The 25,355-nt window shown below is 71.6% G+C and carries 20 protein-coding genes and 1 pseudogene; 11 read left to right on the forward strand and 10 right to left on the reverse strand.

The window, feature by feature from the left end; all coding sequences use genetic code 11:
- Window positions 1-298 precede the first annotated feature (298 nt).
- The 5 genes from POF73_RS07015 (at window position 299) to POF73_RS07035 (ending at window position 6,538) form a co-directional block, all read left to right on the forward strand.
- Window positions 299-1,111 (forward strand): SAM-dependent methyltransferase, encoded by an 813-nt coding sequence (locus POF73_RS07015; RefSeq protein ID WP_272113624.1) that lies wholly within the window; start codon window positions 299-301, stop codon window positions 1,109-1,111.
- The gene (locus POF73_RS07020; RefSeq protein ID WP_272113625.1) at window positions 1,108-3,243 is read left to right on the forward strand and encodes a putative bifunctional diguanylate cyclase/phosphodiesterase; all 2,136 of its coding nucleotides are present in this window, start codon (window positions 1,108-1,110) and stop codon (window positions 3,241-3,243) included. Before POF73_RS07015 ends, POF73_RS07020 begins: the two co-directional genes overlap by 4 nt.
- A gap of 267 nt (window positions 3,244-3,510) precedes the next feature.
- Window positions 3,511-4,413: a LysR family transcriptional regulator gene (locus tag POF73_RS07025; protein WP_272113626.1), complete on the forward strand. Its 903-nt coding sequence runs from the start codon at window positions 3,511-3,513 to the stop codon at window positions 4,411-4,413.
- 142 nt (window positions 4,414-4,555) lie between these two features.
- On the forward strand, window positions 4,556-5,566 hold the full coding sequence (locus tag POF73_RS07030) for an alcohol dehydrogenase catalytic domain-containing protein (RefSeq protein ID WP_272113627.1): 1,011 nt from the start codon (window positions 4,556-4,558) through the stop codon (window positions 5,564-5,566).
- Window positions 5,567-5,635: 69 nt separating this feature from the next.
- Window positions 5,636-6,538, forward strand: coding sequence for an SDR family oxidoreductase (locus POF73_RS07035; RefSeq protein WP_272113628.1), 903 nt, complete (start codon window positions 5,636-5,638; stop codon window positions 6,536-6,538).
- Between the two features lie 3 nt (window positions 6,539-6,541).
- Here the strand turns inward: POF73_RS07035 and POF73_RS07040 are convergent, their stop codons facing one another.
- Window positions 6,542-7,426 carry a LysR family transcriptional regulator gene (locus POF73_RS07040; protein ID WP_272113629.1) on the reverse strand — a complete coding sequence of 295 codons (885 nt, stop codon included), beginning with the start codon at window positions 7,424-7,426 and terminating at the stop codon, window positions 6,542-6,544.
- A gap of 119 nt (window positions 7,427-7,545) precedes the next feature.
- Here POF73_RS07040 and POF73_RS07045 point away from each other — a divergent pair, with 119 nt between their 5' ends.
- The 5 genes and pseudogenes from POF73_RS07045 to POF73_RS07065 all read left to right on the forward strand — a co-directional run.
- Window positions 7,546-8,217: a succinate dehydrogenase gene (locus POF73_RS07045; protein WP_272113768.1), complete on the forward strand. Its 672-nt coding sequence runs from the start codon at window positions 7,546-7,548 to the stop codon at window positions 8,215-8,217.
- Window positions 8,218-8,219: 2 nt separating this feature from the next.
- Window positions 8,220-10,169, forward strand: a complete 1,950-nt coding sequence (locus POF73_RS07050; protein ID WP_272113630.1) for a fumarate reductase/succinate dehydrogenase flavoprotein subunit — start codon at window positions 8,220-8,222, stop codon at window positions 10,167-10,169.
- Window positions 10,166-10,912, forward strand: coding sequence for a succinate dehydrogenase/fumarate reductase iron-sulfur subunit (locus POF73_RS07055; RefSeq protein ID WP_272113631.1), 747 nt, complete (start codon window positions 10,166-10,168; stop codon window positions 10,910-10,912). The genes POF73_RS07050 and POF73_RS07055 overlap by 4 nt, the downstream gene beginning before the upstream one ends.
- Before the next feature lie 308 nt (window positions 10,913-11,220).
- Complete coding sequence (locus tag POF73_RS07060; RefSeq protein ID WP_272113632.1) at window positions 11,221-11,991, forward strand: GNAT family N-acetyltransferase; 771 nt, start codon at window positions 11,221-11,223, stop codon at window positions 11,989-11,991.
- Window positions 11,992-12,005: 14 nt separating this feature from the next.
- Window positions 12,006-12,623: pseudogene (locus POF73_RS07065) on the forward strand (lysophospholipid acyltransferase family protein); the annotation flags it as partial.
- Window positions 12,624-12,875: 252 nt separating this feature from the next.
- Here the strand turns inward: POF73_RS07065 and POF73_RS07070 are convergent.
- Both POF73_RS07070 and POF73_RS07075 read right to left on the reverse strand, forming a co-directional pair.
- Window positions 12,876-13,613: a hypothetical protein gene (locus POF73_RS07070; RefSeq protein WP_272113633.1), complete on the reverse strand. Its 738-nt coding sequence runs from the start codon at window positions 13,611-13,613 to the stop codon at window positions 12,876-12,878.
- Window positions 13,614-13,769: 156 nt separating this feature from the next.
- Complete coding sequence (locus tag POF73_RS07075; protein WP_272113635.1) at window positions 13,770-16,106, reverse strand: excinuclease ABC subunit UvrA; 2,337 nt, start codon at window positions 16,104-16,106, stop codon at window positions 13,770-13,772.
- A 127-nt stretch (window positions 16,107-16,233) separates the two neighbouring features.
- On the opposite strand from POF73_RS07075, the gene POF73_RS07080 reads away from it, so the two are divergent.
- A complete protein-coding gene (locus POF73_RS07080) occupies window positions 16,234-17,547 on the forward strand; it encodes a phytase (protein WP_272113636.1) in 1,314 nt (437 codons plus the stop codon).
- A gap of 24 nt (window positions 17,548-17,571) precedes the next feature.
- Here POF73_RS07080 and POF73_RS07085 read toward each other — a convergent pair whose 3' ends face one another.
- From POF73_RS07085 to POF73_RS07115, 7 genes are all read right to left on the reverse strand, one after another.
- A complete protein-coding gene (locus POF73_RS07085; RefSeq protein ID WP_272113637.1) occupies window positions 17,572-18,570 on the reverse strand; it encodes an LLM class flavin-dependent oxidoreductase in 999 nt (332 codons plus the stop codon).
- Window positions 18,571-18,604: 34 nt separating this feature from the next.
- Window positions 18,605-19,990, reverse strand: coding sequence for an FAD-binding oxidoreductase (locus tag POF73_RS07090; RefSeq protein ID WP_272113638.1), 1,386 nt, complete (start codon window positions 19,988-19,990; stop codon window positions 18,605-18,607).
- 132 nt (window positions 19,991-20,122) lie between these two features.
- Window positions 20,123-21,796 carry a LuxR family transcriptional regulator gene (locus POF73_RS07095; protein WP_272113639.1) on the reverse strand — a complete coding sequence of 558 codons (1,674 nt, stop codon included), beginning with the start codon at window positions 21,794-21,796 and terminating at the stop codon, window positions 20,123-20,125.
- A 74-nt stretch (window positions 21,797-21,870) separates the two neighbouring features.
- Complete coding sequence (locus tag POF73_RS07100; RefSeq protein WP_272113640.1) at window positions 21,871-23,052, reverse strand: GTP-binding protein; 1,182 nt, start codon at window positions 23,050-23,052, stop codon at window positions 21,871-21,873.
- A 5-nt stretch (window positions 23,053-23,057) separates the two neighbouring features.
- A complete protein-coding gene (gene rpmF, locus POF73_RS07105) occupies window positions 23,058-23,228 on the reverse strand; it encodes a 50S ribosomal protein L32 (protein ID WP_272113641.1) in 171 nt (56 codons plus the stop codon).
- A gap of 109 nt (window positions 23,229-23,337) precedes the next feature.
- Window positions 23,338-23,745, reverse strand: coding sequence for a (2Fe-2S) ferredoxin domain-containing protein (locus POF73_RS07110; RefSeq protein ID WP_272113642.1), 408 nt, complete (start codon window positions 23,743-23,745; stop codon window positions 23,338-23,340).
- Window positions 23,746-23,759: 14 nt separating this feature from the next.
- Window positions 23,760-25,355 carry a solute symporter family protein gene (locus POF73_RS07115; protein ID WP_443049445.1) on the reverse strand — a complete coding sequence of 532 codons (1,596 nt, stop codon included), beginning with the start codon at window positions 25,353-25,355 and terminating at the stop codon, window positions 23,760-23,762.

Here is a 25,355-nt window from a genome sequence, read left to right on the forward strand (position 1 = left end):
GACGAACGGACGGCGCGCCCGACCCACCGGTCCGCCCCCTGAGCTCCACGCGCAGGGGGCGGACCGGTTTGCCGTCATTCACCGGTATTCTTCGCCCCTTTCACCATGGTTCGGAACTCTGGGGAAAGGTTCGGAAGCTTCGGATGCTTTTCACGGCGGGTGCACGGGGCATCAATTCGGCACGTGCCGCTGGCAGTGACCGGGAACGGATGGTCAATTTCCGTTTCCGCTCGCTCCTTTGGCGGGCGATCAGTAGCCTCTGCTCGAACACCGGATCGCCTAAGCCTTGGAGAGATAGATGGAGCGTCCCGCCTGGGCCCCACGGGGCATCGACATCTCGGTGCCCAGTGTCTCGCGGATCTACGACTACTACCTGGGCGGTTCGCACAACTTCGAGGTCGACCGGGAAGCGGCCCGCAAGGCCATGGAGTTCATGCCGGGACTCCCCAAGATCATGCAGGCCAACCGGGCGTTCATGCGCCGCGCGGTGCGCTTCGCGGCCGACGAGGGCATCACCCAGTTCCTGGACATCGGCTCCGGCATCCCGACCTTCGGCAACGTCCACGAGGTGGCCCAGAAGGCCACTCCCGACGCACGCGTGGTGTACGTCGACCACGACCCGGTCGCCGTCGCACACAGCCAGGCCGTCCTGGAGGGCACCGACGGCACGGACGTCGTCGCCGCGGATCTGCGCAAGCCCAAGGAGATCCTGGCCAGTTCGCAGGTCGAGGGCCTCATCGACCTGAACCGGCCAGTGGCGCTGCTTCTCGTTGCCATACTGCACTTCGTGGAGGACGAGGACGAACCCTACGAGGCGGTCGCCCAGCTGCGCGACGCGCTCGCGCCCGGCAGCATGCTGGTGCTCACCCATGCCTCGTACGAGGGAATCCCGCTGCCCGAGGAGCGGGCCAAGGGCACGGTCGACGTTTACAAGGACATTCGCAACCCGCTGATCATGCGCTCGCGCGAGCAGATCGCGCGGTTCTTCGAGGGGTACGACATGGTGGAACCCGGACTGGTGCCGATGCCGCGCTGGCGGCCGGACACCGCACCGGAGGACGAGGATCCGTATGCCTTCTCCGGTTTCGCCGGCGTGGGGCGTACGGCGTGAGCGCGGGGCCGGACGGGCCGGAGGACAGACTGCGCCGGTTCGCGACGATCTGGAGCCGGGCGGTCTTTCCGGTGACCTCGACCTCGTCGACCCGGCCGGAGTTCGAGGAGCAACTCCTGCCGCTCGCCCGGCGGTTGAGCGAGGCGCTCAGGGCCAGGACCTTCGACGCGAACCAGGGCAAGGCGGTCGGCACCGCGCTCGTCACCGCGCACTGCACCGACCCGGAGGCGCTGAGCCGTTCGCTGGACTGCGTGGACGCCTACCTGGTGCTCTACTGCGGTGACGGCGGCGACCCGGAGGACCTGCGGGCCCGTTCCTCGCGGCTGCAGCACGCCATGGCCGCCGGGTTCGCGCAGGCGCTGCGCGAGCGGACGCTGGCCGAGCAGGAGGCGATCTCCGCGGCCGCCCTCAAGGCACAGGGCGTCGTGGCACAGGCCCTGCACGCGACCGAGGCCCGCTTCCGCGCGGTCTTCGAGGGCGCGGCCATAGGAATCGGCATCGCCGACCTGGCGGGCAACGTCCTCCAGGTCAACGGTGCGCTGCTGCGCATGTTCGGCGTCTCCGAGCAGACCATGCACGGCCGCAACGTCATGCAGTGGACCCACCCCGAGGACGCCCCGCAGACCTGGAAGCTCTACGACGAACTCGTCCGCGGCGAGCGCGAGCACTACCACCTGGAGAAGGCCTTCTACCGGCCTGACGGAACGGTCCTGTGGACCAACCTCACGGTCTCCCTGCTGCGCGACGCCGACGGCGACCCGCAGTACCAGCTGGCCCTGATGGAGGACACCACCGAGCGGCGCCTGCTCAATCTGCGGCTGCGCTACGAGGCCACGCACGACGCCCTCACGGGGCTGCCCAACCGCACGTTCTTCTTCGAACGCCTGGAGAAGGCACTGGGTGCCGGCGAAGGACAGCGGTTCGGACTGTGCTACCTCGACCTGGACGGCTTCAAGACCGTCAACGACAGCCTCGGCCACGCGGCCGGCGACCGGCTGCTCGTCGAGGTCGCCGACCGGCTGCAGTCCTGTGCCACCGCGCCCGGCGAGATGGTCGCGCGGCTCGGCGGCGACGAGTTCGTGGCGCTGACCACCGGCCCGGACACCGAGCGCGAGGTCGACGAACTCGCCGCCCGCATCATGAACGTGCTGATCGCCCCCATCAGCATCGACGGCCGCGAGCTGACCGTGCGCGGCAGCATCGGCATCGTCGAGGGCCCGGCGGGGGAGCGCAGCCCGGCGGAGGTGCTGCGCAGCGCCGACATCACGATGTACCGGGCCAAGTCGGCGGGCGGCAACCGCTTCGAGCTGGCCGACCCGGAGGCCGACGCCCGCGCCATCACCCGGCACGGGCTGACCACGGCGCTGCCGGCGGCCCTGGAGCGGGGCGAGTTCTTCATCGAGTACCAGCCGCTGGTCCACCTCGGCGACGGCAGCGTGCGCGGCGCGGAGGCGCTGGTGCGCTGGCTGCATCCGCAGCACGGCGTTCTCGGCCCGGACCGGTTCATCCCGCTCGCCGAGCACACCGGGCTCATCGTGCCGCTCGGCCGCTGGGTGCTGGAACAGTCGGTGCGCCAGGCACGCGAGTGGCGAGAACGGCGCGACGACGCGGGCCCCCTCCGCATCAACGTCAACCTCTCGCCCTGCCAGCTCACCCATCCCGGGCTGGTCCAGGACACCGTGGATATCCTGGAACGCGCGGGCGTGCAGCCGGACTCGCTGTGCCTGGAAGTCACCGAGTCGGCCCTCATCGGTGCCGACGACGACCTGCTCAAACCCCTGCGCCGGCTGGCCGAGATGGGCGTCGACATCGCCCTGGACGACTTCGGCACCGGTTACTCCAACCTGGCCAACCTGCGCCGCCTGCCGGTGAGCATCCTCAAGCTGGACCGCTCCTTCACCCAGAGCATGCAGCAGTTCCCGGCCGACCCCGTCGATCTCAAGATCGTCGAGGGGATCGTCTCCCTGGCGCACAGCCTGAGCCTCGCGGTGACGGTGGAGGGCGTGGAGACCGGCGCCCAGGCGGAGCAACTGCGGATTCTGGGCTGCGACACGGCCCAGGGCTGGTACTACGCCCGCCCGGGCCCACCGGACCGACTGCACGAGCTGGCACTGGTGGACGCGACGGGCTGAACGGCGGGGCCGAACGGGACAGGACGGGGCTGCATTCGGGCCCCGTACCGGCCAGCCCCTGGGGCCTGGCCGGTACGGGGGGTGCTTCCCGGCCCGGCCCCGGTGCGGGAAGAGCGCGGGCCGCTGCCTGCCCCGGTGCGGGACGAAGGCGGGCCGCCGCCCGGCCCCGTGTGGGAGAACGCGGGCCGCTGCCCGCCCCGGTGCGGGTCGGAGATGGGCTGCTGCCCGCCCCCGTGCGGCGCCTTCACGGTCATATAGCGTGAAGTCATGCCCGACCGGCCGATCGATCTGGATCTGCGCAAGCTGCGCTACTTCGTGGCCGTGGCCGAGCGCAGGCACTTCGGGCAGGCGGCCCTCGCCCTGCATGTCACGCAGCCGGCGCTGTCCCGACAGGTGCGGCAGCTGGAGCACGAGCTGCGGGTGGAGCTGTTCACCCGCAGCACGCGCGAGGTCGCGCTCACCCCGGCCGGTGAACAGTTCCTGCGCGACGCCAAGGCGCTGCTCGCCGCCGCCGAGGCCGCCCAGGAGCGGGCCCGCCGGATCAGCGCCGGGGACGACGCGCTGGTCGTGGGCTTCATGCTCGGCACGGACGTCAGCCTCGCGCTGAACGCCTTTTCCGGGCAGCATCCCGATGTGTCCATCGAGCTGGTCCGGCTGCGCTGGTGGAGTCAGGCGCGGGTCCTGCTGGACGGCAGCGTCGACGTCGGGTTCGTACGGCCGCCCGTCGAGGCCGACGGGGTGGATCTGCTGCCCCTGTACCCCGAACACCTCACCGCCGTACTGCCCGTCGATCACGCGCGGGCAGGCGACGCGAAGGTCGCCCTCACGGCTCTGGCAGACGACCCGGTCCTGGAGTACGCCGAGGCAGCGGAGGCCTGGTCGGCCGTATGGAACGCCGATCCGCGCCCCGACGGCAGCCGCCCCGGCCACGGCCCCGCCTTCCACGACATGGAGGAGCTGCTGGGCTACGTCAGGGGCGGGCGCGGCATCGCCTTCGTGCCGAACTCCGTCGCGGCCGCGTTCCCCCGGTCCGACATCGCCTACGTCCCGGTCGCCGACGTACCGCCCGGGCAGGTGGCCCTGGCCTGGAACGCCGCGCGCCCCTCGCCGCTCGTCGCGAGCTTCGTCGAGGCGGTGCGTGCGGCCGTGCGGGTGAGAGGGACGGCGTAGACCTGCGCCTATGCCGTCTCGGCATCAATCGCGCGGGAAGAGGCATTGGACGGGACCGGACAGGCCCCCAAGACTCGAAAGCACGGAAGTACCAGAACTTCCCGGCGTACCCCCTGGCCCCCCTAGTCCTCTGGAGCCCGCGATGCGTGCTGCCGTCGCCATCGGCGCGAATCTCCCCCTCACCCTCGACACCCTCGACGTCCCCCGGCCCGCCCCCGGTGAGGTCCTGGTCAAGGTCACCGCCTGCGGCGTGTGTTTCTCCGACCTGAACCTGCTGCGCGGCCACTACCCCTTCGCCCGGTATCCCGTCGTCCCCGGCCACGAGATCACCGGAGTCGTGACCGCCGTCGGCGAGGGCGTGACCTTCCCCGAGGTCGGCACGGCGGTCGGCGCCCAGTTCCTGTACGACTCCTGCGGCCACTGCGACCACTGCGTGCGCGGCGACCAGATCCTGTGCCCCCGCAAGCGGATCACCGGCATCGTGGCCGACGGTGGCTACGCCGAGTACGCCCTGCTCAAGGCCGACTTCGTCACCCCGCTGCCGGACGGCCTCGACCCCGTCGCCGCGGCGCCGCTGATGTGCGCCGGCCTCACCGCCTTCAACGGTCTGCGGCAGGGCGGCGCGAAGGCCGGTTCCCGGGTCGCCGTCGTCGGTCTGGGCGGAGTGGGTGCGCTGGCCGTGCGCTACGCCGTCGCCATGGGTGCCCGCGTCGCCGTGGTGAGCCGCTCCCGACGCGGCGAGGACCAGGCCAAGACCCTGGGCGCCGAACTGTTCGTCGCCACCGACGAGTCCGACCCGGCCGGGGCACTCAAGGCATGGGACGGCGGCGCCGACCTGGTCCTCAACGCCGCCCCCTCCACCGCCGCGGCCACCGCCACCCTGGGCGGCATCGCCCCCGACGGCACCCTCCTGCTCCTCGGCTACGGCTCCGAGCCGCTCACGCTGCCCACCCAGCCCATGATCCTCAACCGCCTGCACGTGGCGGCGTCCCCCTCCGGCTCGCCCCACGACCTGCGCGACACCCTCGCCTTCTCTGCGGCCCACGGCATCCTGCCCGAGATCACCCCGATCACCCTGGACCAGGCACCGGCCGTCCTCGACGCGATGGCCGACGGCTCGGCGCACGGGCGCAGCGTCATCACCTTCGCCTGAAGTCTGAAGCCCGAACCGCCTGAACCGTCCGGCCCGCCCTCAGACTTCGCTTCGCGCAAGGAGATCACCATGCCCTACGTCGCCCTCGTCACGGGTGCCTCCAGCGGCTTCGGCGCCCTGACGGCCCGCGCCCTCGCCGACGCCGGACACACCGTCTACGCCGGCATACGGCAGACGACCGGCCGCAACGCCCCGGCCGTCGCCGACGCCCTGTCCTACACCGACCAGCACGGTGTCGCGCTGCGCACCGTCGAACTCGACGTCTCCCGCCAGGAGTCCGTGGACGCCGGGGTCGCGCGGGTCGTCGCCGAGGCGGGCCGGATCGATGTCGTCGTGCACAACGCCGGGCACATGGTGCTCGGCCCGACGGAATCGTTCACCCCCGAGCAGATCGCCGAGATCTACGACACCAACGTGCTGTCCACACAGCGCGTCAACCGTGCCGTGCTGCCGGGGATGCGGGCCCGGCGCGACGGCCTGCTGCTGTGGGTGGGGTCGTCCAGCACCTACGGCGGCACCCCGCCCTACCTCGGCCCGTACTTCGGCGCCAAGGCCGCCATGGATCACCTCGCCAAGAGCTACGCGGTCGAGCTCAGCCGCTTCGGCATCGACACGGCCATCGTCGTCCCCGGCGCCTTCACCTCGGGCACCAACCACTTCGCCCACGCGATGCACCCTGCCGATACGACCACGGCAGAGGCGTACGACGCCTGCTACGCCGGTCTGATGGACGACGTCGGCAAGGCACTGGCCGCACTGTCACCGGCCGACGCCGACGTCCGGGAGGTCGCCGACGCCATCGTCCGCATCGTCGACACCCCGAAGGGCGAGCGCCCCTTCCGCACCACCATCGACCCGGCGAACGACGGCTCGGAGCGGGTCAGCGACCTCGCCGACGCCGTCCGCGCCGACTTCTACGAGCGCATCGGCATGCCGGATCTCCTGACACCGCGCCGGGCGCCGCGCAGCTGACGCTCACCGCTGCAGCAGCATCCGCTGCAACTCCCGCGCCGCCCGGGGCGGAGCCACGTCACTGCGGTGGGCCAGCGCGATCGTCCGGTGCAGTCCGGGCCGGGCCAGTGGGGTCACCCGCAGTCCCCGGCCCGACCGTGCTGCCACCATGCGCGGTACGACGGCCACACCCAGCCCGGCCCGTACGAATCCCAGCACCGCGTCCATCTCCCCGCCCTCGACCGCGAAGTCCGGCTCGAAGCCCTCGGCACGGCACGCGGCAACGGTCAGTTCCCGCAGGTCATAGCCGTGCCGGAACATCACCAGACGTTCGCCCTCCAGATCGGCGATGCGCACGGTGCGCCGGCCGCCGCCGGGGCGGGGAGCCTCGGGGGAGGAGACGACCACCAGATCCTCACGGAGCAGCTCCACGGTGGTCAGCGCCGGGGACGGGGTCGGCAGGGGCAGCACGACCAGGGCCAGATCGAGGGCGCCGCGCGCCAGCTCCCGTACCAGGTCGTGCGAGCCACCCTCCTCGATGAGCAGCCGGATGCCGGGATAGCGGTCGTGGAAGGCGCGCAGCACGTCCGGGAGCAGACCCGTGCACAGGCTCGGGGTCGCTCCGAGGCGGACCCGGCCCCGGCGCAGCTGCGCCAGTTCCTGCACCTCGTGCCGCGCGGTGTCCGCGTCGGCCAGGATGCGCCGGGCCAGCGGCAGCAGCGCCTCCCCGGCGTCCGTCAGCGTGATGTTGCCGCGGGCCCGCAGGAACAGGTCCGCGCCCAACTCCCGCTCCAGCGCCTTGATCTGCTGCGACAGCGAGGGCTGCGCGACATGCACCAGGTCGGCGGCCCGGGTGAAGTGCCGGGTCTCGGCGACCGCCACGAAGTACTGGAGCTGCTGGAACTGCATCCAGCCATCATAGGCATCAGCTATCGAAACGAGCCGGACCATGTCTTGGACCGATGGGGCCGTTCGGCCCTAGCGTCCTGGTCATGGCTCTGGCAACGCGGACGGACCGACGGCCGTCCATGGCACGCACCGTGTGGGACTCCACCGTCGGCAAGAAGACCGTGATGGCGGTCAGCGGACTGATCATGCTGGCGTACCTGGTCGCCCACATGATCGGCAATCTGAAGATCTACTTCGGCGCGGGCGAGTTCAACGCCTACGGCCACTGGCTCCGCACGGTCGGCGAGCCGTTCATGCACTACGAGTGGACGCTCTGGCTGATCCGCGTCGTCCTGGTCGCCGCCGTCGTCGCCCACGCGGTCTCGGCGTACCAGCTCAGCCGCCGCGACATCCGGGCGCGTCCCAGCAAGTACGTGCACAAGAAGCCGCGGGCCACCTACGCCACGCGCACCATGCGCTGGGGCGGCATCATCCTCGGCCTGTTCATCGTCTGGCACGTCCTCGACCTGACGACCGGCACCGTGCACTCCGGCGGCTTCCAGGAGGGCCACCCCTACCAGAACGTCGTGGACACCTTCTCCACCTGGTACGGCAACGTCGTCTACATCGTCGCGATGCTCGCCCTCGGCCTGCACATCCGGCACGGCTTCTGGAGCGCTGCCCAGACCCTCGGCGCCGGCAGCCGCACCCGCGACCGCGCCCTGAAATCCGTCGCCAACGTCCTCGCGCTGCTGCTCACGGCCGGGTTCATCGCCGTACCCGTGGGCGTCATGACCGGAGTGGTGAGCTGACCATGAACACGTACACCGACTACCCGACCGGCGAACCCCTCGTCGACGGCAAAGCCCCCTCAGGGCCCGTCAACGAGCGCTGGGACAAACGCCGCTTCGAGGCCAAGCTCGTCAACCCCGCCAACCGGCGCAAACACACGGTGATCGTGGTCGGGACGGGCCTGGCCGGCGGCTCCGCCGGAGCCACACTCGCCGAACAGGGCTACCACGTCGTCCAGTTCTGCTACCAGGACTCCCCGCGCCGCGCCCACTCCATCGCCGCACAGGGCGGCATCAACGCGGCGAAGAACTACCGCAACGACGGGGATTCGGTCCACCGGCTGTTCTACGACACGGTCAAGGGCGGTGACTTCCGGGCGCGGGAGTCCAATGTGCACCGGCTCGCGCAGATCTCCGTGGAGATCATCGACCAGTGCGTGGCACAGGGCGTGCCGTTCGCCCGCGAGTACGGCGGGCTGCTCGACACCCGGTCCTTCGGCGGAGTCCAGGTGTCCCGGACGTTCTACGCCCGTGGCCAGACGGGACAGCAGTTGCTGCTCGGCGCCTACCAGGCCCTCAGCCGGCAGATCGCCGCGGGCAACATCGAGATGCACCCGCGTAGCGAGATGCTCGACCTGATCGTCATCGACGGGAAGGCGCGCGGCATCGTGGCGCGCGACCTGATCACCGGCCGCATCGACACGTACTTCGCGGACGCCGTCGTACTGGCGACCGGTGGTTACGGCAACGTCTTCTACCTGTCGACGAACGCCATGAACTCCAACGCCACGGCCGTCTGGCGGGCCCACCGGCGCGGCGCCTACTTCGCCAACCCCTGCTTCACGCAGATCCACCCGACGTGCATCCCGCGCACCGGCGACCACCAGTCCAAGCTGACGCTGATGAGCGAGTCGCTGCGCAACGACGGCCGGATCTGGGTGCCCAAGGCCAAGGGCGACGACCGGCCGCCGAACAAGATCCCCGAGGACGAGCGGGACTACTACCTGGAGCGCATCTACCCCTCCTTCGGCAACCTGGTCCCGCGCGACATCGCCTCCCGCGCCGCGAAGAACGTCTGCGACGAGGGCAGGGGAGTGGGCCCCGGCGGCCAGGGCGTGTACCTGGACTTCGCGGACGCCATCAAGCGCATGGGCCGGGGGGCCGTCGAGGCGAAGTACGGCAACCTCTTCGACATGTACCAGCGGATCACCGACGAGGATCCGTACGAGGTGCCGATGCGGATCTACCCCGCCGTGCACTACACGATGGGCGGCCTGTGGGTCGACTACGACCTCCAGACCACCGTCCCCGGCCTGTTCGCCATCGGCGAGGCCAACTTCTCCGACCACGGCGCGAACCGCCTGGGCGCATCGGCCCTGATGCAGGGCCTGGCCGACGGCTACTTCGTCCTTCCGGCCACCATCAACGACTACCTGGCCCGCAACCCGCACCACGAGAAGGTCACCGACGACCACCCGGTCGTCCAGGAGGTGCTGGCCGAGACCCAGGACCGGCTCAACCTGATGCTGGCCGTGGACGGCGACCGTACGCCGGACTCCTTCCACCGTGAACTCGGCGAGCTGATGTGGGAGTTCTGCGGGATGGCCCGCACGGACTCCGGGCTGCGCAAGGCGCTGGAGCGCATTCCGCAGATCCGCGAGGAGTTCTGGCGCCGCATCAAGGTCCCGGGCAGCGGCGAGGAGTTCAACCAGTCGCTGGAGAAGGCCAATCGCATCGTCGACTACCTGGAGCTCGCCGAGCTCATGTGCCTCGACGCGCTGCACCGCAGTGAGTCCTGCGGCGGCCACTTCCGCGAGGAGTCGCAGACGCCGGACGGCGAGGCGGCCCGCAAGGACGACGAGTTCACCTACGCGGCGGCCTGGGAGTTCACCGACACCGGCGCCGCTCCCGTCCTGCACAAGGAAGACCTGGTCTTCGAGTACGTCCACCCCACCCAGCGGAGCTACGCATGAAGCTCACCCTGCGCGTCTGGCGGCAGAAGAACGCCGACGCCGACGGCGCCATGTCCACGTACGAGGTGGACGGGATCTCCTCCGACATGTCCTTCCTGGAGATGCTCGACACCCTCAACGAGAAGCTCATCCTCAGGGGCGAGGACCCGGTCGCCTTCGACCACGACTGCCGTGAGGGCATCTGCGGTGCGTGTTCCCTGGTGATCAACGGGGATGCGCACGGGCCCGAGCGGACGACGACCTGCCAGTTGCACATGCGGTCGTTCAAGGACGGCGACACGATCGACATCGAGCCGTGGCGGGCGTCCGCCTTCCCGGTCATCAAGGACCTGGTCGTGGACCGGTCCGCGTTCGACCGGATCATCCAGGCCGGCGGCTACATCACGGCGCCGACCGGCGCGGCCCCCGAGGCGCACGCCACGCCGGTGCCGAAGCCGGACGCCGACCTCGCCTTCGAGCACGCCGAGTGCATCGGGTGCGGGGCGTGCGTGGCGGCCTGTCCCAACGGGGCGGCGATGCTGTTCACCTCCGCCAAGATCAACCACCTGAACGTGCTGCCGCAGGGTGCTCCCGAGCGGGAGACCCGCGTCCTGGACATGGTGGCGCAGATGGACGACGAGGGCTTCGGCGGGTGCACGCTCACCGGGGAATGCGCCACCGCCTGCCCGAAGGGCATCCCGCTGATGTCCATCACGAGCATGAACAAGGAGTGGCTGCGGGCCACGCGGAAGGTGAAGCGGTAGCGCCGTGGCGAGTGGGATGTGTGGCGGCTGCGGGTGCGTCGTGGCTTGTCGCGCAGTTCCCCGCGCCCCTGGGGCGTTGAAGTGAACGTTCGCCGAAAAGGTGCGGACGGGCGGGGTCGGGAGTGGTGCTCCCCGGCCCCGTCTCGCGTTTTTGAGCCTGTCGAGCGAAGCGTTCAACCTCCGCACATCCGCTCTCCTGGCACCGGTCACGCGCACGCCAACCGGCATAGGAAGAACAGGGGCGGCACCACGCACCGCTCGCAACTGTCCTTCGCTCGCCGTCCCCGGCCCGTGACCAGGAGTAAGCCATGACCGGCGTACTGACCGTCGACCGTCCCCCGCAGCCCACGGCCCCCACCCGGTACACCGTCGGCCTCGCCCGCGACGAGGAGGACGTGCGCGCCGCCCAGCGGCTGCGGCACGACGTCTTCGCCGGGGAAATGGGTGCCCTGCTGACCACCCCGCAGCCGGGCCACGACATCGACGCCTTCGACGCGTACTGCGACCACCTGCTCGTCCGCGAGGAGGTGTCCGGACAGGTCGTCGGCACCTACCGGCTGCTGCCCCCGGAGCGGGCCGCGGTCGCGGGCCGACTGTACTCGGAGGGCGAGTTCGACCTCAGCCGGATCGACTCCCTGCGCCCGAATCTGGTCGAGGTCGGCCGCTCCTGCGTCCACCCCGACCACCGCGACGGCGCCGTGATCAGCCTGATCTGGGCCGGCATCGCCCGCTACATGGTCGACCACGGCCATGAGTGGCTGGCCGGCTGCTGCTCGATCCCGCTCGCCGACGGCGGCACGCTCGCGGCGGGGACCTGGGACCGGGTGCAGGCCAAGCACCTGGCCCCGGAGGAGTACCGGGTACGACCGCTGCGCCCCTGGCAGCCGACGGCGCCGGTGCCCGCCCAGCGCGTCGAACTGCCCGCCCTGCTGCGCGGCTACGTCCGCCTCGGCGCCTGGGTCTGCGGCGAGCCCGCGCACGACCCGGAGTTCGGGGTCGCCGACCTGTACGTGCTGCTGTCGATGCGCCGGATCAACGCGCGCTATCTGCGGCACTTCCTCTCCCTCGTCCCGGCGTGACGGACGGGGCGGCCATGAGCATCTCCTCCCTCGGTGCCGTGGGTGTCCCCGCGGCGACCGCACCCTCGGCCGGGACGACCGGCGTACCGGCCGCGCGTGCCCATGCCGTCGAGGTGGCGACCCTCTGGCGCCCCAGCGCGCCCTGCACCCCGCGGACGTGCGTGGACGCGACGGGACCGGCCAGAGCCGCGCCCCTGGCCGCCCTGCGGCTCGTGGCGGTCCTGTGCCTGCTGATCGTCGGATGCCTGGCCCTACCGCTGGGCGGACGGATACCCGCGGGGCTGGTCCGGAGCTGGTGCCGCTGGGTCGTCCGGGCCTCGGGTGTCCGGGTACGGATCGCCGGCGGCGCCGCGCCCGACGGCGGGCTGCTGCTCGTCGCCAACCACGTCTCCTGGCTGGACATCCCGCTGCTCGCCGCCGTGCGCCCGGCCCGGATGCTCGCCAAGTCGGAGATCCGGGACTGGCCCGTGGCAGGGTGGCTGACCGCCCGCAGCGGCGCCCTGTTCATCGACCGCGACCGCATCCGCGCACTGCCCGAGACGGTGGCACGGATCGCCCAGGCGCTGCGCGCGGGTCAGGCGGTCACCGTCTTCCCCGAGGGCAGCACCTGGTGCGGCCGCGCCCAGGGCCACTTCCGACGCGCCGCCTTCCAGGCCGCCCTGGACGCGGGCGTCCCCGTACAGCCGGTGCGTCTGCACTACCGGGCGGCCGGAGGCACCCCCGGCACGGCGGCGGCCTTCGTCGGCGACGACTCGCTGCTCACCTCGGTGTGGCGGGTGACGCGCTCCCGTGACCTGGTCGCCGAGGCCGAGGTGCGGGAGCCGATAGCGGCCGGCAGTCATACCGACCGTCGCCGCCTCGCCCAGGCCGCCGAGCGGTCCGCGCTAGCGCGGACGCATCAGCCGGAGATCATCGCCCCAGGCGTCCAGCACCGCCCCGTGCCCCTCCCGGCGGGCCAGGGCCTCCACCCGGGCGAACAGCCGCCGCTGGACCGCCACATCGGCGCTCGCGGAGATACGGTCCACGTCCCGCAGCAGGGCCTTGCCGTCCCAGTCCGGCAGCGGATGGCGGACAAGTTCCCAGCGTAGGTACTTGTTGTACGGGCGAGGGCGCCGGTCCAGGGCGAAGAGCAGCTCCAGGAGGTGGCCCACACTGTCGGTGGCGTCGAGCCGGGCGGCGAGCGGCTCGCCGTCACGGTCGTTCTTGACCGATCGGTACAGCGAGTTGGCGTACGCGTCGAGCCATCCGCCGGCGGCCCGGAACGCCTCGTCGGCGCCGAGCCGCGCCTTGGCGGCGAGGAGGTCGCCGATCCCTCCGTCCAGCCGGTCGAGCACGATCCGCGCCCGGGCGAGGGCATAGCGCTCGGGGCCCGGCATTCCGGCGGCCCGGAACTCGCTGAGGGAGACGATCACCAGATCCAGCCATGGTGTGCGGTGGCCGGCGAGCCGACGGAGTCCGGTCGGCGCGCCGTCCGCGAGCACGACGTACAAGTCGTGGTCGGAGTGCTCGGTGGCCATGCCGTCGTGGGCCCGCGAGCCCTTCAGGACGAGGCCGACCACGGCCGGATCGGCGGTGGCAAGTTCTAGGAACGCGTCGTAGGTGAGGGATTGCTGCGCGGTCATGCGTGATCTCCGATGGGACGGCGACGGGAATGCCTACCGGGGCGGCCACGGAACGTCCGGGCGCCCACACGGTCCGCGACGGCAGGCGCCGTCGCACGGAGGATCAACGCACCGGGCGATTCTACGAGGCACAAGTGCCGCTTCCCCAAGGGCTTTTCAGGGCATCACACGGGCCAGATACGGCGCCGTGGCGCTCCCCTCCGTACCCGCCACCTCCGTCGGCCGGCCCGCCGCCACGATCCGCCCGCCCGCGTCACCGCCGCCCGGCCCCAGGTCGATCACCCAGTCCGCGCCCGCGACGACCGACATGTCGTGCTCCACGACGATGACGGTGTGCCCCGCGTCCACCAGCCCGTGCAGCTGGCGCATCAGCACCTCGACGTCGGCCGGGTGGAGTCCGGTCGTCGGCTCGTCGAGGAGGTAGAGGGTGTGACCACCACGGCCGCGCTGCAGCTCGCTCGCCAGCTTGATGCGCTGCGCCTCGCCGCCGGACAGCTCGGTGGCGGGCTGCCCGAGCCGGAGGTAGCCGAGGCCGACGTCGAGCAGGGTGCCGAGGCTGCGGGCCACGGTCGGCGTGTCCGCGAAGAACTCCGTCGCCGCCTCGACCGTGAGGTCCAGCACCTGCGCGATGTTCCGCCCCCGGTACGCCACTTGGAGCGTCTCCGGGTTGTAGCGCGCCCCACCGCAGTCCGGGCACGCTGCGTACGTGCTCGGCAGGAACAGCAGCTCCACACTGACGAACCCCTCGCCCTGACAGGTCTCGCAGCGCCCTCCCGCGACGTTGAAGGAGAACCGCCCGACGCCGTACCCACGATCCCGCGCCTCGTCGGTGGCCGCGAACACCTTGCGTACGACGTCGAAGAGGCCGGTGTAGGTGGCGAGGTTGGAGCGCGGGGTGCGGCCGATCGGCTTCTGGTCGACCGAGACCAGGCGCCCCACGCCCGCCGACTCCTGCGTGATCTCTCCGATGAGCGTGGACTTGCCCGACCCCGAGACCCCGGTGACGGCCGTGAACACGCCGAGTGGGAACTCGGCGGTCACCCCGCGCAGGTTGTGCCGGGTGACCGGGCCGACCTTCAACTGGCCGTGCGGGGCGCGCACTTGGCGTACGGCGGCGGGGGAGTCGTCGAACAGGAAGCGCGCCGTCGCCGAGTCGGCGACCGTCGCCAGCTCGGCGACCGGCCCGCTGTGCAGCACCTGCCCGCCGTGCTCGCCCGCCCGCGGCCCCACGTCGACCAGCCAGTCGGCACCGCGCATGACGTCGAGGTGGTGCTCGACCACGAACACCGTGTTGCCGGCCGCCTTCAGCCGCGCCAGCACCGTCAGCAGCGCCTCCGTGTCCGCAGGGTGCAGTCCGGCGGACGGCTCGTCGAGGACGTACACGACACCGAACAGCCCGGACCGCAGCTGGGTGGCGAGGCGCAGGCGCTGCAGTTCGCCCGCGGAGAGGGTGGGCGTGGCCCGGTCGAGGCCGAGATAGCCGAGGCCGAGCTCGACGACCGGGGCGATACGGGACTTGAGGTCCTCGGTGAGGACCCTGGCCGTCTCCGACGAAGGCTCGCCGTCCAGCAGGCCCGCCAGCTCAGTGAGCGGCAGCGCGGCCAGCTCGGCGATCGTGCGCCCCCCGAAGGTCACCGCCAGCGCCTCCGGCCGCAGCCTGCTGCCGCCGCACGCCGGGCAGGCCGCGGAGACGAGGAACCGCTCCGCCCTGGCCCTGAGGGTCGGGCTCTTGGAGTCGGAGAAGGTCTTCATCACATACCGGCGGGCGCTCATGTAGGTGCCCTGGTACGGCCGTTGGATACGGTCGGCGTCGCGCACCGGGTGAACGGTGACGACCGGCTGCTCGTCGGTGAACAGGATCCACTGCCGCTGCTCGGCGGGCAGCTCACGCCAGGGCCGGTCCACGTCGTACCCGAGCGCGTCGAGGATGTCCCGCAGGTTCTTGCCCTGCCAGGCACCCGGCCACGCCGCGATCGCGCCCTCCCGGATCGACAACGACGGGTCGGGGACCAGCGACTCCTCGGTCGTACGGTGCACTTGGCCGAGCCCATGGCACTCCGGGCAGGCCCCGGCCGCCGTGTTCGCGGAGAAGGCGTCCGAGTCGAGCCGCTCGGCGCCGGGCGGGTAGTCGCCGGCGCGGGAGTACAGCATCCGCAGGGAGTTGGAGAGGTTGGTGACCGTGCCGACCGAGGAGCGGGACGTCGGCGCCGAGCGGCGCTGCTGGAGGGACACGGCGGGCGGAAGCCCGCTGATCTCGCCGACCTTCGGCGCGCCGACCTGGTGGATCAGTCTGCGCGCGTACGGCGCGACCGACTCGAAGTAGCGGCGCTGCGCCTCGGCGTAGATCGTGCCGAACGCCAGCGACGACTTCCCCGACCCCGACACACCCGTGAACACGGTCAGCATGTCCCGCGGAATGTCGACGTCCACTCCCTTGAGGTTGTGCTCACGGGCACCGCGGACGCGTACGTATGGGTCGTGCGGGGAGTACATAAGGCCCAGATTGTAGGCGAACCAGGCGCACACCTGTCCGAGCCACCTGATGTTCACGGAGCCGTCGGCTCACCCACACCGGCCGCCCATACCGTCTCGCCAGTCTCTCTTCCTACCGAGGAGTATCGTGAGCGCTTCCGCTCTGAGCACTCTCACCGCCGCGCTGCTGATGGTCACGGGCGCCTCCGCCCCGCAGCCGGTCTCCGTGTCCGCCCGCGTCGAGACGCCCGCCGTGTACGACGACGAGGCGGGCGGCAACGCCGACGCCGACGACCCGGCCGTCTGGGTCGACCCCCGCGACCCCGGCCGCAGCCTCGTCATCGGCACCCTCAAGGAGGCCGGCCTCGACGTCTACGGCCTCGACGGCAGGCGGCTCCAGCACATCGCCGCGCCCGCAGCGCCGGGCGAGGACAGCGCGCCGGGCCGCTTCAACAACGTCGACGTCGTCTACGGCTTCGAACTGGGCGGCAAGAAGACCGACCTGGCCCTGGTCAGCGACCGCGGCCGGGACCGGGTCCGGGCCTACGCGATCGACCCGGCGGCCGTGGCGGCGGGCCGGCCCCCGCTGAAGGACGTGACGGCGGCCGACGCCGCGCCGGTCTTCTCCGCGAGCGAGTCCGAGGTCGACGACCAGCGCACCGCCTACGGCCTGGCCGCCTTCAGCGATGACGACAACACCTACGCCGTGGTGTCACGCCGCTCGGAGACCCGGGTCCGGCTGCTTCGGCTGGAGGACCGCGACGGCCGCGTCGGCTACCGGACCGAGGACACCCTCGACCTGCCCGCCTCCTTCACCCTGCCGAACGGCGAGGGCTGGACGCCGTGCGCCGACCCCGGTGACCACGCGCAGGTGGAGGGCATGGTCGTCGACCAGGAGAAGCACGTCCTGTACGCGGCCCAGGAGGACGTCGGGCTGTGGCGGGTCGACCTCGACGACGAGGAGTTCGAGCGGCCCGAGCTGATCGACCGGGTGCGGGAGTACGGCACGCCGTGGACGTATGACGCCGAGGAGGAGTGCGTCCTCGACACCGCCCACGACCCCGGCTACGGCGGTGACCACCTGAGCGCCGACGCCGAGGGCGCCGCGATCTACCACGCCGCCGACGGCAAGGGCTACCTCCTCGCCTCCAGCCAGGGCGACAACACCTTCGCCGTGTACGAGCGCCAGGGCGGTAACGCCTACCTCGGCTCCTTCGCCGTCACCGACAGCGCCGCCACCGACGGGGTGCAGCACTCCGACGGGTCCACCGTCGTCAACGTCCCGCTCGGCCGGTCCTTCCCGAAGGGCCTGCTGGTCACCCATGACGGCGAGGCCACGCCCGCGGACGGGGACCGGGAGGGCACCGACTTCAAGTTCACCGGCTGGGAGTCGGTGGCCACCGCCTTCCCGAAGCCGCTGACGATCGACACCAAGTCGTTCGACCCGCGCGACACGGACTGAGCAACCGCCGGCGGCGAGCCCGGATCAGGCGTTGATGATCCGGGCGAGCCTGCGGTACGAGTCCACCAGCGCCGCACGGTCGTACGTACTGGTCGTGACCAGCACCTCCTGCGCCCCGGTCTCTTTCAGCACCGTCTCCAGCTCGTGCGCGACCTGCTCCTCCGTGCCCGCGACATGCCCGGCGAGGCCGCCCTCGAAGAACCCGCGCTCCTTGCCGGTCATCGTGAGCGCCTCGACCCGCTCGGCGGGCGGCAGCGGCGGGAAGGTGCCGTGCGTGCGCGAGTACGCCATCGACCAGGCCTCCGGCACGAGCAGCCGCCGGGCCTCCTCGGGCGTGCCGGCCACCGCGACCGTGCCGGAGATCACGACGTACGGCTCGGCGGCCCAGGGGGAGGGCCGGAAGTGCTCGCGGTAGTGATCGATCCCGCGCTGCATCTTCTCCCGGCTCCGGAGGTCCCCGATGACCATCGGAAGCCCCGCGCGGGCCGCTATGTCCGCGCCTTCGCCCATGGCAAGCACGAACGGCGGCACGGTCAGCCCCTCGGCGGGCCGCGCGTGCACGCCGGTCGGCGAGCTGCCGCGGAACCAGCCGAGCAGCTCCTCGATCTGCGCCGCGAAGTCCTCCGCGTCCCCCTTGTCCCGGCCCAGCGCCCTGCGCACCCCGTCGGTGAAGCCGACGGACCGGCCGAGCCCCATGTCGATCCGCCCCGGGAAGAGGGACTCCAACACCCCGAACTGCTCGGCCACGACCAGCGGTCGATGGTTGGGCAGCATCACACCGCCGGTGCCGACCCGGACGGTGCTCGTGGCCCCGGCCACGGCGGCGGCCAGCACCGTCGGCGCCGAGCCGGCGACTCCGGGTACGCCGTGGTGTTCCGACACCCAGAGCCGGTGGTAGCCGAGCGCCTCGATCTCCTGGGCCAGCCGTACGGTGTCACGCAGCGCCTCTCCGTTCGTGCCGCCCTCGCGGGTGCGGGAACGGTCGAGGACGGAGAAGCGGGTCGCCGCGATCACGGAGCTCATACGGGGTTCAACAACGCCGCCGCCGCAGGATTCCTCACGGCGCGATGTTGTGGTTCAGACGGAACAGGTTGCCCGGGTCGTAGTGCCGTTTCAGGTCCCTGAGACGGTCGTAGTTCGTGCGGTAGTTGGCCCGGACGAGGTTCTGGTCGTCGCCGTCGATGAAGTTCACGTAGCCGCCCTCCATGGCGTGCGGTGCGAGCGCCTGGTGGAAGCCGCGCACCCAGTCCTTCTGCGCCTCGCAGTCCGCACGCGTGGTGAGGGTCCCGCTGAGTGCGAACGAGTAGCCGGCGTCCCGGTAGGAGAAGGCGGTCTCCTCCTGCCCCACTCGGCCGACGGCGCCGTCGAGCGGGTAGGCGACCGTGACGCTCTGGATGGACGGGGTGGTGGCGCCGTGCTCGACACAGGTGTCGATCACGCCGTCCGACAGGTCCTGGGTGAACGTGCCCTTCCAGTAGTGGTAGAGCCCCGGCGGCACCAGGTCGTCGAAGAGAGTGTTGATCACCGGGTAGGGAATGCGTTCCAGATACTGGCCCAGCACCGGTCCGAGCGCGGCGAGGCGGTCCCGGATCCGGTCGTCCTCGGCCTCCGAGCCGGTCCAGCAGGCGACCACGCCGCACAGCGGCCGTCCGTGCCAGCGCTCGGGCAGGAACGGCACCGGCGGTCCGAGGCCGACGACGAGCAGTGCGCCGAGGTTCTCGTCCCCCTCGCCGACCAGCTCCCGGTAGCGGCGGATCACGTCGCCGTCGAGCGGGAAGAAGACGGGCCCGCCGAGGATGTCGGCGATGGGGTGCAGCCGGTATGCGAAGGACGTGACGACCCCGAAGTTCCCGCCGCCGCCGCGCACCCCCCACATCAGGTCGCTGTGCTGCTCGTCCGTGCAGGTCAGAAAGGCTCCGTCGGCCGTCACCAGGTCCACGGAGACCAGGTTGTCGCAGGCCAGACCGCAGCGGCGGGACAGATAGCCCATGCCGCCGCCGGTCGTCAGGCCGCCCACGCCGGTGGTGGAGACGACCCCGCCGGTGGTGGCCAGCCCGAAGGCGTGGGTGGCGTGGTTGAGGTCCGCCAGGGTGCAACCGCCCTCGACCCACGCGGTGCGGGTCTCGGGATCGACGCGGGTCCCGCGCATGCGCCCGAGGTCGAGGACGGCGCCGCCGTCGCAGGTGCCGTAGCCGGGGACGCTGTGGCTGCCGCCGCGCACGGCGAGTGGCAGGCCCTGGTCGCGGGCGAAGTCGACCGTCGCGATGACGTCGCCCGCGTCGACGGCCCTGACGATGATCGCCGGCCGCTTGTCGTGCATCGCGTTGTAGACACTGCGGGCCTCGTCGTAGTCCGGGTCGCCGGGCTCGACGATCTCGCCGCGGACGGCTCCGCGCAGCCGGTCCAGCAGTCTGTCGTCGAGGGTCGGTGTATAGGTGGTCATGGCCGCCACCTGCTCTCCGCTCCTGGGTCGGGGAAGGGGTACCCCACCGGTCTACGCGGGGAGCGGGGGCGCGCTCATCGCCCGAATCGCCCATCCCGGTGGACCGGGCATGGGCAGAACGGCCCATACGCCTCAGGCGAGGCCGTGCTTGTACGCGTACGCCGTCGCCGCCGCCCGCGAGGACACGTCGAGCTTGGCGAAGATGTTGTTGAGGTGCCGGGCGACGGTGTGCTCGCTGATCACCAGCTCGGCGGCGACACTCCGGTTCGTTTGGCCCGCCGCGACCAGCCGCAGCACCTGGATCTCGCGCTCGGTGAGCCCGCCCGGCTGCCGTCGGCGCACCTCGGCGAGCAGGGCCGCCGCCCGGCGCGCGTCCGGTACGGCACCGAGTTGCCGGAAGGTCTGCTCGGCGGCCCGCAGCTCCATCCGCGCCCCCTCCGCGTCCCCGGCGGCCCGGTCGGCCGCGGCCAGGGTCATCCGCACCTGCGCCGCCTCGTACGGGACCCGCAGCTCCAGCCAGAGCGTCAGCGCCCGGCGCAGCAGCGGGAGCGCGCGGTCCAGGTCCCGGGCGGCGAAGGCCACCGCGCCGGACGCGGCCGCGGCGCTCGCGTGCAGCAGGGTCGCCTCCGAACCGCACCGTCGCTGCCAGTCGAGGGCCAAGGACTGGAGCTCCTCCGCGGCCGTGCCCGCCTCGGCCGTCCGGCCCAGCGCCAGGCAGACCTCCACCTGGGCCGCGAGCAGCCTGCACCGCTCAAGAGCGCCGGCCCCGGCCCCGGTCGCGAGGGCCGGCTGCAGGGCGGTGGCCGAGGCGTCGGCCTTCCCCTGGGCCAGCCGCAGCAAGGCGAGTCCGGGCTGCGGGTCTCGCCCGAGTTCATGGGTGCGGTCGTACGACTTCTCCGCCGCGGCGAGCTCGCCGCGGCGCCGCCGGATCTGGCCAGCCAGATAGACCGCCTCGGCCGCCATCCGCCGCTCGTAGGGCAGCAGCTCCGCGCAGGTCCGCTCGGCCTCGGACAGCGCCTCGGCCCAGCTGCCGCGCAGCTCCAGCACCTCCACCCGGTGCACCCGGCACAGTCCGCGGAAGTTGTTCTCGGCGGGCATCGCCGCGCACCAGCTCATCGCCGCGTCGCTCCACTCGGCGGCGCGTTCCAGGTCGAAGCAGGCCATGGACTGCTGGAGGCCCAGGCAGTAGATCCAGCCGGTGAAGAAGGAGCTGAGTTCGCCCGCCATGGCCGAGCACATGGCGTCGTCCAGGAGATCGAGTCCGTCACCGACCCTGCCCTGCGCCACCAGGACGCCCGACTGCGCCTGGACGCTCATCGCGAGCAGATCCGGGCTGCCGCAGCGCCGCGCGATCCCGGCCATGCGCCGGGCCGCCGCCATCGCCTGGCCGAACGCGCCCCGCTGCCGGGCGTCCTCCGTGTCGACCCAGGCGAGGTAGCACTGCTCGGCACACTCCGGCTCACCGTGCAGATGCCGCCGTGCCCGGCGCAGCCAGCCGGCGGCCACGGCACTGCGTCCCGCCAGCTGATGTTCGTAGAAGAGCAGCCAGGCCATGTGCCCGGCCTCCCGGGCCGCGTCCCGTGCCGCATACCCGGAGTAGGCCCGCATCCGCTGGACGACCGACTCCTCGACCCGGCTCGTCCACCATGCGGCGTCGGCGAAGGCGGCGCGGTCGTCGGGGGTGAGGCAGGCGGGGTCCAGGGCGGCCAGCAGCCGGTACGCCTCGGCCCACGCCTCACGCGCGACGGCGTCCCTGGCCTGCCGCAAGGTGTCCGCGGCGGCCCTGTCGATCGTCCGCTCGGTCACCCGCGGCTCCCTTCTCGCGCACTGCGAGCAGGACCGGCTCCTCACCAGGATAGGCAGGACGGATACCGGGGGAGTCAGTGAGCGGACATCTGGAGCGGGGCCGGGTGCTCGTGGTCGCAGCTGTCGTCGATGCCGTACGTGTCCCAGGCCGGGAACGGGTCGACGGACGGGGGGTCCTCGCCGTCGGCCATCAGGCAGGCGGCCAGGGCGGCCCGGAGCGCCTCCGCGCGCAGATGTGTGCCGATGAGGACCAGCTCCTGCGCGTACGGGGCGTCGCCGTCCCGCGCGGCGCTGGGCTCGAAGCGGGCGACGGAGCCGGCCTGCGACCACAGCCCTGTCACCTGGGGGCGGCTGGCGAGGGTGAAGAAGCCCTTGGACCGCAGCACCTTTCCGTAGGCGCCGCCGTCGAGCTCCTCCGTGACGAAGGTCCACAACCGCCCGGGGTGGAAGGGCACCGCGGAGCGGAACACCGCGGAGGAGATCCCGTACTCCTCGGTCTCCGGAACGTGGTCGCCGTTGAGCTCCCGCACCCAGCCCGGCGCCTGCTGGGCGCGCTCCAGGTCGAACAGCCGCGTGCCGAGCACCTCTTGGAGCGCCACGCGTCCCTGTACGGCGTCGACGATCCGCGCGGCGGGGTTGAGCCGGCCCATGGCCGCGCGCAACCGGTCCGCCGTCCCGTCGTCCACCAGGTCGAGCTTGTTGAGCACGATGACGTCCGCGAACTCGACCTGGTCGACGAGCAGATCGCTGACGGTGCGCTCGTCGTCCTCGTACTGGTCGAGGCCGCGCTCGGCGAGTTCGTCGCCGCTGTCCAGCTCGGACAGGAATCCTGCGGCGTCGACGACCGTGACCATGGTGTCCAGGAGGGCGAGGTCGCCGAGGGTGGCGCCGTCGTCGCGGGCGAAGGCGAAGGTGGCCGCGACGGGCATGGGCTCGGAGATGCCGGACGACTCGATGAGGAGATGGTCGAAGCGGCCCTCAAGGGCGAGCCGTTCGACCTCTTCCAGGAGGTCGTCGCGCAGGGTGCAGCAGATGCAGCCGTTGGTCATCTCGACGAGGCGTTCCTCGGTCCGCGACAGCGCGGCCTCGCCGCCCCGCACCAGCGCGGCATCGATGTTGACCTCGCTCATGTCGTTGACGATGACCGCCACGCGCAGTCCCTCGCGGTTCGCCAGGACGTGGTTGAGCAGGGTCGTCTTGCCCGCCCCGAGGAAGCCGGACAGGACGGTGACGGGCAGACGGCGGTCGTACGGCATCACGGTCAGCCCTCGGGGTGCAGGAGCCCGCGCTCGTACGCCCTCACCAGGTGCTGTGGCACGAGATGGCGGACGCCGTCGATGGTCACGGGCACGAGCTGCGGGGTCGCCGCCTTCCACTGGGCGCGGCGGTGGCGGGTGTTGCTGCGGGACATCTTCCGCTTGGGGACAGCCATGACGGACCTCCTCGGTGGGTGAACACCGAGGACGCTACATGAAAATGGATCCCATTAACAATTAGAAGAGGGGAGGGTGGGATGGAGGGGGAGGAGGACTTGGCTGCGGTCAGCGACGTGATCGCACCCGGGCGTCCCGCGGTGGCCGGATGAACTGGAGCTCCAGCGTGACGGGCGGATCGGCGAGACCCGGTCCGCCGGCGGCCGCCCATCGCGCGATCTCCTCCGTGCAGTCGTCGTCCATCGCGAAGCCCACCCAGGTGGGGCGCCCGCCGGCCCGGCGCCCCGCGGCCGACGGCTGGACGACGATCACGTTGGCCTGGTCGCAGGGGCCCAGGCAGTCCGTCGTACGGACCTGGAAGCCGTGCTCGGCCCCTGCGGCGCGCAGCCGGTCCAGCTGCCAGGCGTGATCGGTGCCGGGGTGCTTGCTCCGGTTTCCGCAACAGCAGCCCCGGCAGACGACGAGTGTGCAGGGGCGCTCGCGGGCGGCGCCGATCAGGAACGTACGGGTAGGCATGGGAGAAGCATCTCCTACTCCTTGGCGCCCACCAGCATCCGGACCTCGAACTCCGCGTAGGCGGCGTCCTCCTGGGGGCCCTGACGTTCGCTCAGTACGGTGCCCAGCCAGCCGAGGAAGAAGCCTGCCGGGATGGAGACGATGCCGGGGTTCTGCAGCGGGAACCAGGCGAAGTCGGCGTCCGGGTAGAACGAGCCCGGGGTGGAGGAGACCACCGGGGAGAACAGCACCAGCAGGACCGAGCAGACCAGGCCGCCCCAGAGGCTGAGCAGCGCCCCCTCGCCGGTGAAGCGGCGCCAGAACAGGGTGTACACGATCGTCGGCAGGATCGCGGACGCCGCGATGGCGAAGGCCAGGAAGGCGAGCGTCGCGGTGTTGGCGCCCCAGGAGATCAGCGCCAGCATCATCGCGAGGATGCCGATGACGGCCGCGGACAGCCGGGCGACCATCAGCTCCTCGGTCTCGCTCGCGCGGCCCTTGCGGATCACCTCGCCGTACAGGTCATGGGCGAGGGACGAGGCGGCGGCGAGGGTGAGGCCGGCCGCGACGGCGAGCAGCGTGACGAAGGCGAGGCAGGACAGCAGGGCCGTGAGGATGCCGCCGCCGAGGGCGTTGGCCAGCAGCAGGACCGCGGAGTCGCCCTTGTGGTCGGTCTCCGCGATGGTCTCCCGGCCGACGACGGCGGTGGCGCCGAGGCCGAGGATGCCGGCCGCCAGGCAGACCAGGCCGACCAGGCCCACCGCCCAGACGACGGAGGAGCGCAGGACGTCGATCTTGCGCGGGGCGAGCAGCCGCATCAGTACGTGGGGGAGCGCGGCGAGGCCGAGGACGATCGCCAGTTCCAGGCTGAAGAAGTCGATCTTGCTGGTGGTGCTGACGCCGTAGCGCAGCCCGGGTTCGAGGAACTGGGTGCCGGTGCCGCTGTGGTCCGCGGCTGCGGCCAGCAGGGCGCCCGGGTTCCAGTCGTAGTGGTGGAGCACCATGACCGCGGTGACCGTCACGCCCGCCACCAGCATCACGGCCTTGATGATCTGGATGACCGTGGCGCCGGGCGCGCCGCCGATGGCGGCGTACACGATGACGATGGTGCCGATCACGATCACGCACAGGGTGCGTGTCCCGGCGCTGGGTTCGCCCGTGAACTGGGTCAACAGGGCCATGCTGCCGACGAGTTGGGCCACCAGGTACAGGGTCGTGATGGCGAGGGTGCACACGGCCAGGGCGAGCCGCGCGGGTCGTTGCAGCCGGGTCAGCCGCAGGGCCAGGGTGTCGCCCAGGGTGAACCTTCCTGCCCGGCGCAGGGGTTCGGCGATGAGCAGCAGCACCATCATCCAGGCGACGACCGTGCCGCCCAGGTACAGCAGTCCGTCGTACCCGTTGAGGGCGACCAGTCCGGTACTGCCCAGCAGGGTGGCGGCGGAGAGGTAGTCGCCGCACATGGCGAGGCCGTTGCGCAGCGGGGACATCGTGCGGTTGCCGAGGTAGAACTCGCTGATCTCGTCGCGCTGAGGGGCCGTCAGCAGCGCCATGAACAGCGTGACCACGACCACCGACAGGAACAGCACGAACGTCAGTTGCAGGCTGAACCGGTCGACGATGCCTTCGGACAT

Source organism: Streptomyces sp. HD, from assembly GCF_028369295.1.
Classification (GTDB): Bacteria; Actinomycetota; Actinomycetes; order Streptomycetales; family Streptomycetaceae; genus Streptomyces.